Source organism: Pseudoduganella violaceinigra DSM 15887, assembly GCF_000425385.1.
Taxonomy (GTDB): Bacteria; Pseudomonadota; Gammaproteobacteria; order Burkholderiales; family Burkholderiaceae_D; genus Rugamonas; species Rugamonas violaceinigra.
This window is the reverse complement of record NZ_AUDI01000015.1, coordinates 1-12,596: the sequence shown is the minus strand read 5'-3', so window position 1 is coordinate 12,596 and position 12,596 is coordinate 1. Positions and strand designations below refer to the sequence as shown.

10 protein-coding genes are annotated in these 12,596 nt (G+C 65.6%); 4 read left to right on the top strand and 6 right to left on the bottom strand.

The features are described from left to right. Nucleotides 1–12: 12 nt before the first annotated feature. Genes paaK through paaZ form a run of 4 tightly spaced genes read left to right on the top strand, consistent with a single transcriptional unit; the run spans nucleotide 13 to nucleotide 5,219 of the window. Nucleotides 13–1,323 carry a phenylacetate--CoA ligase PaaK gene (gene paaK / locus H597_RS0109380; protein ID WP_028101917.1) on the top strand — a complete coding sequence of 437 codons (1,311 nt, stop codon included), beginning with the start codon at nucleotides 13–15 and terminating at the stop codon, nucleotides 1,321–1,323. Between the two features lies 1 nt (nucleotide 1,324). Then, a complete protein-coding gene (gene pcaF / locus H597_RS0109375; protein WP_028101916.1) occupies nucleotides 1,325–2,530 on the top strand; it encodes a 3-oxoadipyl-CoA thiolase in 1,206 nt (401 codons plus the stop codon). A 1-nt stretch (nucleotide 2,531) separates the two neighbouring features. Further along, the gene (gene paaY, locus H597_RS0109370; RefSeq protein ID WP_028101915.1) at nucleotides 2,532–3,149 is read left to right on the top strand and encodes a phenylacetic acid degradation protein PaaY; all 618 of its coding nucleotides are present in this window, start codon (nucleotides 2,532–2,534) and stop codon (nucleotides 3,147–3,149) included. Between the two features lie 24 nt (nucleotides 3,150–3,173). Then, complete coding sequence (paaZ, locus tag H597_RS0109365) at nucleotides 3,174–5,219, top strand: phenylacetic acid degradation bifunctional protein PaaZ (protein WP_028101914.1); 2,046 nt, start codon at nucleotides 3,174–3,176, stop codon at nucleotides 5,217–5,219. Here the strand turns inward: paaZ and H597_RS0109360 are convergent. The 6 genes from H597_RS0109360 to H597_RS30310 all read right to left on the bottom strand — a co-directional run. After that, on the bottom strand, nucleotides 5,194–5,484 hold the full coding sequence (locus H597_RS0109360; RefSeq protein ID WP_028101913.1) for a hypothetical protein: 291 nt from the start codon (nucleotides 5,482–5,484) through the stop codon (nucleotides 5,194–5,196). The two genes, paaZ and H597_RS0109360, sit on opposite strands and share 26 nt — an antisense overlap. A 30-nt stretch (nucleotides 5,485–5,514) precedes the next feature. Further along, the gene (locus H597_RS0109355) at nucleotides 5,515–5,925 is read right to left on the bottom strand and encodes a hypothetical protein (protein WP_028101912.1); all 411 of its coding nucleotides are present in this window, start codon (nucleotides 5,923–5,925) and stop codon (nucleotides 5,515–5,517) included. Between the two features lie 61 nt (nucleotides 5,926–5,986). Beyond that, nucleotides 5,987–7,327: a hypothetical protein gene (locus H597_RS0109350; RefSeq protein WP_028101911.1), complete on the bottom strand. Its 1,341-nt coding sequence runs from the start codon at nucleotides 7,325–7,327 to the stop codon at nucleotides 5,987–5,989. 19 nt (nucleotides 7,328–7,346) lie between these two features. Then, entirely contained in the window at nucleotides 7,347–10,163 is a 2,817-nt protein-coding gene (locus tag H597_RS0109345) for a DUF3857 domain-containing protein (RefSeq protein ID WP_028101910.1), read from the bottom strand. A 99-nt stretch (nucleotides 10,164–10,262) separates the two neighbouring features. Then, nucleotides 10,263–11,489: a M24 family metallopeptidase gene (locus H597_RS0109340; protein WP_307579422.1), complete on the bottom strand. Its 1,227-nt coding sequence runs from the start codon at nucleotides 11,487–11,489 to the stop codon at nucleotides 10,263–10,265. 135 nt (nucleotides 11,490–11,624) lie between these two features. After that, nucleotides 11,625–12,596 (bottom strand): M4 family metallopeptidase (locus H597_RS30310; protein ID WP_035373696.1); only part of this gene is annotated, 972 nt, incomplete at its 5' end.

Below are 12,596 nucleotides of genomic sequence, written 5' to 3'. Positions count from 1 at the left end.
GAGGTAGCACCGATGGTCCAACGCATTCCCGCCCCTTCCGACCTGGAGCCGATCGAGCGCGCCAGCCGCGACGAACTGCAGGCGCTCCAGCTGGAGCGCCTGAAATGGTCGCTGATGCACGCTTACGAGAACATTGCGCATTATCGCAAGGCCTTTGACGAAAAGGGTGTCCATCCCAGCGACCTGAAGTCGCTGTCCGACCTGGCCAGGTTCCCGTTCACGGACAAGAAGACCCTGCGCGAGAACTACCCATTCGGCCTGTTCGCCGTGCCGCGCGAGAAGGTGGTGCGCGTGCACGCCTCCAGCGGCACCACCGGCAAGCCTACCGTGGTGGGCTACACGCAGAATGACGTCGACATGTGGGCCGACATGGTGGCGCGCTCCATTCGCGCCGCCGGCGGCCGCGCGGGCGACATGGTGCACATCTCCTACGGCTACGGCCTGTTCACCGGCGGCCTTGGCGCGCACTACGGTGCCGAGCGCCTGGGCTGCACCGTGATCCCCATGTCGGGCGGCCAGACCGAAAAGCAGGTGCAGCTGATCCAGGACTTCAAGCCCTCGATCATCATGGTCACGCCGTCGTACATGCTGAATATCGTCGAGGAGTTCCAGCGCCAGGGCCTGGACTGCGCCAAGTCTTCGCTGCAAGTCGGCATCTTCGGCGCCGAGCCGTGGACCAATGCCATGCGCGGCGAAATCGAGCGGCGCGCCGGCATCGACGCCGTCGACATCTACGGCCTGTCGGAAGTGATCGGCCCGGGCGTGGCCAGCGAGTGCATCGAGTCGAAGGACGGCCCGGTGATCTGGGAAGACCATTTCTACCCCGAGATCATCGATCCCGAAACGGGCGAGGTGCTGCCGGACGGCGAAGAGGGCGAGCTGGTGTTCACTTCCCTGAGCAAGGAAGCCATGCCGGTGATCCGCTACCGCACGCGCGACCTGACACGCCTGCTGCCGCCGACTTCGCGCGCCATGCGCCGCATGGGCAAGATCACCGGGCGCTCCGACGATATGCTGATCATCCGCGGCGTGAACGTGTTCCCGACCCAGATCGAGGAGCAGATTTGCAAGCTGCCCAAGCTGGAGCCGCAATACCAGCTGGTGGTGACCCGCGACGGCCACCTGGACCAGCTGGAAGTGCTGGTCGAGCTGCGCGCCGGCCTGGCCCGCGCCGAGGCGGGCGATGCGGCGCGCGAACTGGAGCAGCGCATCAAGACCAATGTCGGGGTCAGCACCACCGTCACGCTGCTCGGCGCGGGCGGCATCGAGCGTACCGCCACCGGCAAAGCCAAACGAGTAATCGATAAACGACCAAAGGAATAATATGACCGAAGCATTCATCTGCGACGCCGTTCGCACCCCATTCGGCCGCTACGGCGGCGCACTGGCCGGCGTGCGGGCGGACGACCTGGCGGCGATTCCGATCGCGGCCCTGATCGCGCGCAATCCCTCCGTGGACTGGAAGCAGGTGGACGACGTCTACTACGGCTGCGCCAACGGGGCCGGCGAGGACAACCGCAATGTGGGCCGCATGGCGGGCCTGCTGGCCGGCCTGCCGGTGGAAGTGCCGGGCAACACGATTAACCGCCTGTGCGGCTCCTCGCTGGACGCGGTGGGCATCGCGGCGCGCGCCATCAAGTCCGGCGAAGCGCAGCTGGTGATCGCCGGCGGCGTGGAAAGCATGACCCGCGCGCCTTTCGTGATGGGCAAGGCCGACAGCGCGTTTTCACGCAGCGCAAAGATCGAGGACACCACCATCGGCTGGCGCTTCGTCAATCCCCTGATGAAGGCGCAGTACGGCATCGACTCCATGCCGGAGACGGCGGAAAACGTGGCCGAGCAATACAAGGTGGCGCGCGCCGACCAGGACGCCTTCGCGATCCGCAGCCAGCAGCGCTGGGCGGCCGCCGACGCCGCCGGCTTCTTCAAGGGCGAAATCGTACCGGTCACCATCGCCCAGAAGAAGGGCGATGCGAAGATCGTCGACACCGACGAGCATCCGCGTCCGGACACCACGCCGGAAGCGCTGGCCAAGCTGAAAGGCGTGGTCAAGCCGGACGGCTCGGTCACCGCCGGCAACGCTTCCGGCGTCAACGACGGCGCCTGTGCGCTGCTGCTGGCATCCGCCGCCGCCGTCGACAAATTCGGTCTCAAGCCGCGCGCCAAGGTGCTTGGCATGGCGACCGCCGGCGTCGCGCCGCGCATCATGGGCATCGGCCCGGCCCCAGCCAGCAAGAAGCTGCTGGCGCAGCTGGGCCTGAGCATCGAGCAGATGGACGTGATCGAACTGAATGAGGCCTTCGCGGCGCAGGGGCTGGCCGTGACCCGCGAACTGGGACTGGCCGACGGCGACGCCCGCGTCAACCCGAACGGCGGCGCCATCGCCATCGGCCATCCGCTGGGCGCATCCGGTGCGCGCCTGGTGACGACCGCCTTGAACCAGCTCGAACGCAGCGGCGGCCGCTACGCGCTGTGCACCATGTGCATCGGCGTGGGCCAGGGCATCGCATTGGTGATCGAGCGGGTCTGACATGCCGTGTTATGAAATCAACGGCGTACGGCCGGTCGTTCACCCCAGCGCCTACGTACACCCGAGCGCGGTGCTGATCGGCGACGTGATCGTCGGCCCGCGCTGCTATGTGGCGCCGCTGGCGTCGCTGCGCGGCGACTTCGGCCGCCTGATCCTGGAGGAAGGCGCCAATGTGCAGGATACCTGCGTGATGCACGGCTTCCCGGGTGGCGATACGGTCGTCGAGCAGGACGGCCATATCGGCCATGGCGCCGTGCTGCACGGCTGCCGCATCGGCCGCAACGCTCTGGTCGGCATGAACGCGGTCATCATGGACAACGCCGTGATCGGGGCGCAGAGCATCGTCGGCGCCACCGCCTTCGTCAAGGCCGGCATGCAGATTCCCCCGCGCAGCCTGGTGCTGGGCGCGCCCGCGCGCATCGTGCGCGAAGTGACGGACACTGAATTGAACTGGAAAGGATCGGGTACGCACCAGTATCATGAACTGGCGCAGCGCTCGATGCAGACCATGACTGAGTGCCAGCCCGATACCGAGCCAGCTCCCGACCGCAAGCGCATGGCGTGGGATAGCTCGCTGCCCATGCACCTGCACAAGCAAGCATTCGAAGACAAATCCTGAATAGACAGTAACCGGAGACTATCAATGGTACACACCCTGCAAAGCTTCATCGGCGGCCGCTGGCAAGGCAAGGAAGCGGCGACCGCACTGCACAGCGCCCTGGACAACCGCGTCATCTACCACACCCACGCCGAGCAGCTCGATTTCGCCGAGGCCGTGCACTACGGCCGCAAGACCGGCATCCCAGCGTTGATGAAGCTGGACTTCCAGACCCGCGCCCAGCGCCTGAAATCCCTGGCCATGTACCTGATGGAGCGCAAGGAGGAACTGTATGCGATCTCGCACCTGACCGGTGCCACCCGCCCGGACAGCTGGGTCGACGTGGAAGGCGGTATCGGCACCCTGTTCGCCTACGCCAGCATGGCCAGCCGCGAACTGCCCTCGTCCAATGTGCTGCATGAAGGCCCGGCCATGGCGCTGGGCAAGCGCGGCGGCTTCTCCGGCACCCACATCCTGGTGCCGCGCGGCGGCATCGCGGTGCACATCAACGCCTTCAATTTCCCGATCTGGGGCCTGCTGGAAAAGTTCGCGCCGAGCTTCCTGGCCGCCATGCCCTGCATCGGCAAGCCGGCCAGCGCCACGTCCTACCTGACCGAAGCCCTGATCCGCATGATCAACGATTCCGGCCTGCTGCCGGAAGGCGCGCTGCAGCTGGTGATCGGCAGCACCGGCGACCTGCTGGACCGCCTGGGCGGCGCCGACGTGGTGACGTTCACCGGTTCGGCCGATACCGCCGCCAAGCTGCGCTCCAATCGCCACCTGATCGCCAACTCCGTGCCGTTCACGGCGGAAGCCGATTCCTTGAATTGCGCCATCCTGGCGCCGGACGTCACGCCGGATGATCCTGAGTTCGACCTGTTCGTGAAGGAAGTCCAGCGCGAGATGACCACCAAGGCCGGCCAGAAATGTACCGCCGTGCGCCGCATCATCGTGCCGCGCCAGCACGCGGACGCGGTGGCTGAAAAGCTGCGCGAGCGCCTGGCGAAAGTCGTGGTCGGCGATCCGTCGGTGGAAGGCGTGCGCATGGGCGCATTGGCGTCGAAAGACCAGCAGCGCGACGTGGCGGAAAGGGTGGCCCAGCTGGCGCAAGGTAATGAGATCCTGTTCGGCGGCGCCGGCGCGCTGAAGCTGGTGGGGCCGGGCGTGGAGCACGGCGCCTTCTTCTCGCCGACCCTGCTGCTGTGCCGGAATGCGCTCGACAACGCCGCCGTGCACGATGTCGAGGCTTTCGGCCCGGTCAGCACCATGATGACCTACGATTCCATCGACGAGGCGCTGGAACTGGCTGCGCGCGGCAAAGGCTCCCTGGTGTCGACGCTGGTGACCAAGGACCCGGCAACCGCCGCTTACGCCGTGCCGATCGCCGCCGCCTCGCACGGCCGCGTGCACGTGCTGGACCGCGAAGCGTCGGTCGATTCCACCGGCCATGGCTCGCCGCTGCCGCAGCTCAAGCACGGCGGCCCTGGCCGCGCCGGCGGCGGCGAGGAATTGGGCGGCATCCGCGCGGTGCGCCATTTCCTGCAGCGCGCTGCGGTGCAAGGCTCGCCGACCATGCTGACCGCCATCACCGGCGAGTACGTGCGCGGCGGCGCCGTCAAGGAAAGCGATGTGCATCCGTTCCGAAAATGCTTCGAAGACCTGGATATCGGCGACTCGCTGCTGACCCATCGCCGCACCGTGAGCGAAGCGGACATCGTCAACTTCGGCGGTATCTCGGGCGACTACTTCTACATGCACTTCGACGATATCGCCGCCAAGGACACCCAGTTCGGCAAGCGCATTGCGCACGGCTACTTCGTGCTGTCGGCGGCGGCGGGCCTGTTCGTGTCGCCTGCGCCGGGACCGGTGCTGGCCAACTACGGCCTGGACAACCTGCGCTTCATCACCCCGGTGGCGATCGGCGACACCATCCGCGCCCGCCTGACCTGCAAGCGCAAGGTCGACCGCAACCGCGTCGACGACAAGGGCCGCGGCCAGGGCGTGGTGGCCTGGGACGTGCAGGTGACCAACCAGAACGACGAGCTGGTGGCCAGCTACGACATTCTTACTTTGGTGTCCAAGCGAGCATAAACACCACGCCCGCGAAGCCCAGCGCTATCAGCAGCACGGCAGTCCACTTCAATGTGTAGTGGCGTGCATGGCAGCGCTGGCAAACCTTCATTGTCGCGCCGCCGCTGAAGAGCGGCAGCGTCTCCGCGTTATTCCATCGGATGCCGGCGCCGCACATCGCGCACTGGCCGCGTTCATTGCGTCGCCCGCCGCGCCATTGCCGCAGGCGGTGCGCCGCCAGTGAGGCGACCAGCAGGGCGCCGAGTATCAGGAACAGGATCTTCATCGTGCGCCGACTTTAGCACATGCCTGTTAGTCATTGCACCGCCGTGCGGGGCCGGCCGAGACAGAGCCAGCACACGCTGCCGGCGGCAAGGCCGGCGAGGGTCAGCATGGGCGCCAGGCGCAGCAGGTGGCGCTGGGAGTAGGCGCAAGCCAGCAAAGGGAGCAGGGCCAGCGCTGTCGCAACCGCGCCGCCGATGAAATACAGCGGGCTGCGGATGCTGCGCCGCGCCGCCAGCGTCATGCCGGCGGCAAAAGGCAGGACGGAAGCGGCAAACGCCATGATCCAGGCAAGAACCAGGGTGGCAAGCGGGAAGCGGAAGGTCGTGTCGCCGTTGGCGGCATAATCCCACAGCTCATTGCCGAAGACGAAGGTGGTGGCGGAGCAGGTGAGTGCCAGAAGGTAGGCGTACGTGACGCGCTCGAGGGAAGTAGAGGTATCCATGGCCCGCACTGTAGCGGGCCTGTATGCGCCCAGTATGAAGCGAAAGTGAACTCGGCGCGGCTTACTTTGCGGCCTTCTCCAGGTTGGCGCGCGCCCTGGTCATTGCCGCTTCGTCGCGCTCCGCCTGGCGATCGACCACGGCGTCCACTTCCCTGGCCGTCTCGGTGACGCGTTTCAGCAATTCGTTCACCTCGGCGACGAGCGCGTCGTCTTCGAACACGAGTTTTCCGCCTTCGATCCTGGCCTGTTCCTTGTGCTGCTCGAGATAGGCGAGCAAGCGTCGCTGCGCGGAGAACATATTGCGATAGCTTTCGCCCAGGTCGCCGGCAAATGTGTACAAGCCTGCGGTCACGCCATCCTGTTGGCTGCGGAATAGGGGGAAGCGCGCGAAGGCGGAGGCCCGGACTTCCCGCTCGCGTTCCCTGATCGCGGCATCCAGGGCGGTTAGCGCGGTGGCCAGCGCATCTTCCGCTTTGTCGATCAGTCCCGCGGCTTCCTGGTAATTCTGGCGGCCGACCACGCTCACCGATTTGACAAGCTCGAAGTATTTCAGCTCCGCCAGATCCTTGTTATAGCGATGGAACGCGAGGGCGATCCTGTTGTTGCAGTTGCCCGACGCCCGGATAAACTGGTCCCACGGCTCGAATCCGATGGTATGGATTGCGGCAGGGCGGCCGCTGGCGCCGGCCGCCGGAATTTCGCTCTGCATTTTCGCCAGCGCGGCCAGGGCCTCCGATGCCAGCTTGAGTTCGAGCTCAGAACGGGCGGCAATCACGGCGCTGCGCACCAGCTGCTCGAGCCTTGGCTCCAGCTTCCTGAACTTGAGGGCCGCAGGCTCGGCGTCGATGCGAACCAGGGTTTTCTGCTCCTCGGCGCTCAGCGTCCCGCTTTCCCCGCCGGCGCCGCCCATGGCGGCGAGCTGGATCCTGGCCCGCTTGCCATAGGCCGGCTCGCGCACAATTTTCAGCATGTTTGCGGCAAGTTCCGGCGAAACGATTTTCATCGCCTGCGGGACCAGCTTTGCTATCAATTCCTGCTTCGGCACGTGGCTCAAGTAATAGGCGTGCAGTGCGCCGCCGGATACGTCCCCGAGCGCGAAAGTGGCCTTGACCAGCTTTTCGTAGAGCGGCGCCTCGTAAAGGAAGTCATACAGGTTGCGGGAATACTCCGGCGTGGCCGGGAAATCTTGCTCGTCCTCTTTGGCGGCAGCGGCGGCGGCATCGAGTGCGGCCCTGATGTCCGCCATATATGCCGTCGCCAGGCGCTCATTCTCGCGTTGCGCTTTAGAGGCGGCGGGTTGAGCCACCGGCGGCACTTTGCTCCCCGCGTTCGCATGCGGTGCAGCGGCACCCGCTGCGGCAATCGACAGCAGCATTGCGCGGGTAATGGACTTCAACTTCATTGACTGCATCCTTCTTCGATTACAGGCGCGACAGTTCGTGCTGGGCTGCCACATGATACGGATTGTCCAGCAAGCGCTTGCCCACCGCGCGCTGGAAGTAGGTCTTGGCCTTGATCTTCTGCCCGCTGGCCAGCATGTGGCGGCCGACGTAGAAGTAGGTTTCCACCAGTCTGGCGTCGACCCCGACGGTGACGTTGCGCATGGCGCGCGTAATCACCTGTTCCGGATCGGTTTTGCCGTCGAACATGGCCCCCACCTCGCCCAGCCAGGCGGCATCGGCTTCAGTCTTCTCGCCCGCAGCGGCGGGCTTGCCGCCGGCAATCCGCAGCCAGAGCGCGGCGCGCGCCTGCTCGGTGCGGTCTTCATAATGGGACATCGCGTAGCGGAAGTCCGCCTGGGCCGGGGCCAGCTTGTCCTGGTACAGGCTGGCCAGGCCGCGCGCCAGGAATACTTCCGCCTCTTCCGCGCCGCGTGCGATCACCTTGGTGTAATCGGCTTCGCTTTCCTTGAAACGGCCGAGCGTGAAGTTCACATCGGCGCGGCAGCGCAGCGCGGTGCTGGAACTTGGCTGCAGCTGTACCGCGCGGGCGGCGTCCTTCAGCGCTTCTTCCTTGCGGCCCAGCCAGGCCAGGGCCGTGGCGCGCTCGCACAGCGCCGGCACGGGATCGCGGCCGTTCGCTTCGGCGCTGGAAATGGCGCGGGTGGTATTGGTCACCATCACGGCAAGGCGCTCTTCCTCGGTTTGCGTCTTGGCCGCGGGCGCAGGCAGCGCAGGCTGCGCCGATGCGGCCGCCGGTGCGGCGCCGGCTCCACGCATGTCGGCTTTGAAGGCGTTGATCGCGCCGGAAGCAGCTTCATTGAACTTCTGCACGTTCTTCACGTACTGCGCCATGTCCGCCGGCTGCACGCGGTCGGCCTTGGTGCTGAGCTGGAAATTGACGTGCACATTGTTGCGCGCCACATCGATCTTGCGCTGCAATGTGAAGGCGTTGTCGTCGATCTCACGCGTCGCCTGTCCTGGCGTGATATTGAACGCGTCGGGCAGGCGCACCACCATATCGTATTCCATGCTGCCCGGGTGGGCCGGCACCATCAGCGGGTAATTGCGGTGCGACGTGCCGGGCGGCGCAAACACTTCCGCCATATTGCTCGGGATGTAGGACATGCTCCAGCCTTCGCCGGTCCGCATTTCGGTAAACAGGTTGGGGACGGTGTAGCGCACTTCCACCATGAGGGCGTTGTTGACGCGGTCATCCTCAATCTTTGGATCGCCCGCCAGCTGCGCCTCCGCATAGCGGCGCGTCATGATGCCTTCATACGCCTTGCGCAATTCCTGCTTGCTCATGGCGGCCAGCATGACGCGCATGTCCTCCGCCGCCACGCCGTACATCTCGCTGCGCTGCACCAGCTCGGCCGGCTTGTCGATCACGGGCGCGCTGAATTGTTCGCTGCGGCGGTTGCGCAGCGTGGGGGCGCCGGCTTCGGGGATTACGCTCAAGTCCGTGGTGCCGGGCTTGACCACCAGTACCTGGCGGCCGGCGTGCGCCTGGCCCATGCTATCGAGCTTGCCGTACTGGCCGCGCCGCGTTGGATCCAGGTAGTACTCCTTGCCGTTCAGCGCAACGCGAACGATGGCGTGGTTGAAGACGATAGGCGAGGGCAGCACTTTGGACAGACCCTTGTGCGTGGTGGTGGCGACCAGCACGGGCGAGGCATCGACGCCCAGCGCCCGCAGCATGGAAACCGCCAGCAGGCTCTTGTCCTTGCAGTCGCCGTAGCGGCGCTCCAGCACCTTGGCCGGCGGGAACGGACGGTGCGAGTTCTCGCCCATCGACACCGACAGGTAGCGGATCTCGTTCTGCACGTACTCCAGCACCCTGGCCACCTGCTCTTCCTTCGTTTTCGCGGCCCGCGCCACGCGCAGCGGCCCATCCAGCACGCCTGGCGCGGTGCTGGCGCCGAACAGGTCGAGCGCCCATTCGTTGACCTCGGCCCAGTCCTGGAAATCGGAGAACTGCATCCAGCGCACCTGCTCCACATCGTCCGGCACGAACTGCTCCGGCAGTACCGGCTCCAGGCCCTTCTCTTCAAAGCGCATGATGCGGCGCCCGTCCTTGTACTCGGCCGACTGCTGCGGCATCTTTGCCGCGCTGGCGCCGACCAGGCGGTAATTGACGAAACGATCGGCGGGCATATTCAGCGTGATGCGGCGGTAGGCGGAGGGGAAGGCGTTGTCCCAATGGCCGTCCTGCACCAGGTGGCGGCCGAACACGGGGTTCTGGCCGGCCACGGTGTATTCGTATTCAAGCGTGTCGTCGACGCGCAGGTCGCTCACCACGATCTGCGCCGTGACGCTGCCGTCGTAAATGCCCTGTTCCAGGTTGCGTTCGCGCTGCAGGAAGCGGATATCGGCGCTGGCGGTCTTGTCGATCACCTCCTTGCCGCGATGGATCGCTACCTTGTGCAGGTAAAGGCGCTGGTAGTCGGGCTGGAAATCGATCGGGATCTGCGCCAGCCCCTCCAATCCAGACGGCTGGTGCGCGATGGCTGCGCGCCGCACGTAGTAGCTGGTGGAATCGTCCACATAGACCTGCAGGTCGGAGAAACGCATGCTGGCGGTTTCGCCTTTGACCGGCGCCGGCAGGGACGCCAGGCGCTCGACCCAGCCGGGCAGCGGCGCGCCGCGCTCGAAGGACCGTTCGGCTTGCGGCGCGCTTTGCTGCGCGGCTGGTTCCTGGGCCTGGGCGGAAAGGGGAAAGACGGCGAAAGGAGCGGTGCACAGTGCGGCCGCAAGGGCCAGGCGCACGGCCTGGAGCCCCGGGGAAAGTCGGAACATTGTTATTGGCGCGTATTCAATGAAGGATGCAAAGCTTGCAACGCACTACAATAACACAATTGCCTTACGGCATTCGGGGCCGCGCCCCGGGCCAAGCGCTCAGGCTTGCAGCCCGAACGGATTGTCGATCGAGTGGGACGGCTGCGTGAACCAGCGCGGGCCGTTCTCCGCCATGTAGAAGTGGTCTTCGTGGCGCACGCCGAATTCGCCCGGCACCACGATCATCGGTTCGTTGGAGAAGGTCATGCCCACCTCCAGCGGCGTCTTGTCGCCGCCCACCAGGTAAGGCCATTCGTGGATGTCCAGGCCGATGCCGTGGCCGGTGCGGTGCGGCAGGCCGGGCAGCTTGTATTCCGGGCCGAAGCCGGCCGCCTGCAGCGAACGGCGCGCAGCCTGGTCCACTTCCTCGCAGGGCACGCCCAGCTGGGCCGCTGCAAAGGCCGCCAGCTGCGCCGCCTTCTCGGCGTTCCACACGGCGCGCTGGCGTTCGCTCGGCGCGCCGTACACATAGGTGCGGGTGATGTCGGAAATGTAGTTGTGCAGCTTGCAGCCGGTATCGATCAGCACCGTGTCGCCCTGTTTCAGCGTCTGCACATAGGACACGCCGTGCGGGAATGAGCTGGCCACGCCGAACAGCACGATCACGAAGTAGGAGCCGGCCGGCGCGCCCACCTTGCGGTGCGCCTTGTCGATGAATTCCGCCACTTCGGTGGTGGTGATGCCTTCGCGCAGGATGCTGGCGGTGGCGATATGCACGGCCATGGTCATGTCCTTGGCGCGCTGCATGAGGGCGATTTCGGCCTTCGATTTGCGGGTGCGGCAGTGCGCCGTCACCGGGCGCGCGTTCTCCAGCGCATAGCCTTCGGCCAGCGGACGGATGCCGTCGTAGATGAAGAAAGCGGCGCTTTCGTCGATGCCGATGCGCGGGGCTTGCGCCGCGTCGGGGGCAATACCCATCTTCTTCAGCACCGCGATGAAGAGGGCGAACGGGCTTTCATGTTCGTGCCAGCAGTTGACGGCGCCTTCCACCAGCATGAAGTCCTTCAGCGTGTCTTCCTCGAAGGCGGGGGCGATGTATTCGACCGCGCCGCGCGCCGGCAGGATGGCGCCGACCATGCGCTCGCTCGGGTACCACTTGGTGCCGGTGAAATACAGCAGGCTGGAGCCGGCGTTGATATAGATGGCGGCGATGCCCTGCTGGCGCATGAAGGCCTGCGCCTTTTCGATGCGGGCCAGGTGTTCATCCTTGCCGATCGGGGCGGCGCCCGCCGTCATGTCCGACAGGGATGCCAATGCCTGTTCCATAGTTTTTCCGCCGATACCGATGCCCATGCCGCCTCCTTAAAAATCAAGGAAAACATCATAGCACCGCGCAGGCGCAAAAAAGCCGGTTATGCAGCTATCGTAGTGGGGGACGACGATAGCCGCATACCGGCCGGGATGCCGAGACTGCCGGCTTGCTTAGTGGACTTGCACGCTTACCTTATCAACCACGAAGGACGTCTGCAGCGAGTAGTCTTCCGTCATGTTGAAGTGGATGCGCACGGTCTGGCCCTTGTACGGCAGCAGGTTGAAGGTGCGGGTCTGGTAGCCGCTGGCCGCGTTGACGTTGGTATAGGTCGCCAGGTTGGCCAGGTTGGTGCCGGAAGAATTCTTCACGGACACGACCAGCTTGTCGTAGGCGGTGCTGCCCGACTCGTTGGTGTCGATATGCAGCGCGAACGACAGGGTTGCCGAGGTGGCGTTGGCAGGGATGGTCACGGTCTGGTACAGGGTTTCAGTGGCCGTGTTGCCATTGCCGCCCAGCCAGGCGAAGCGGCTGCCTTCATACGGGCTTTGGCCGCTGTAGTTGCCGATCACGCCGGTGGTGCCGGCCCATGGCGCGGTGCCGGACTCGAAGCCGCCGTTGACGATCAGCTCGGACTGTGGCGGGATGCTGCCCACGGTCAGGGTGGCGTCGTTCGAGGTCGCGGTTTTCACCGGCGACGACGAATCGGAGACGACGGCCTTGAACACGGCGCCGTTGTCGGCGTTCTGCGCGGTCAGCGAGTAGGTGGCCGAGGTAGCACCCGAGATCTGCGCGCCGTTGCGGTACCACTGGTAGCTGTAAGGCGAGGTGCCCCCCGTTGCGCCGACGGTGAAGGTGGCGGTGCCGCCGGCCGAGACGGTGACATTGTTCGGCTGGGTGGTGATGCTGACGCCGCCCGGCGTGCCTTCGTCGACGTCGCTGCCGACGTTGATCGCCGCATAGGCGCGCTTGACCGCGATCGATTCCGCGCTGCCCACGCCGTATAGTTCTTCCGCGGCCTGCACCACCTTGTTGCGCGCGTCGGCATAATTGGTCGAGGCGGTGAACTTGGTGGTGTTGGCCTTGAACCAGATGCGGAAGGCCTTGTCGTTGCCGATACCGGTCATCGCCAGCGGCTGCTTGGT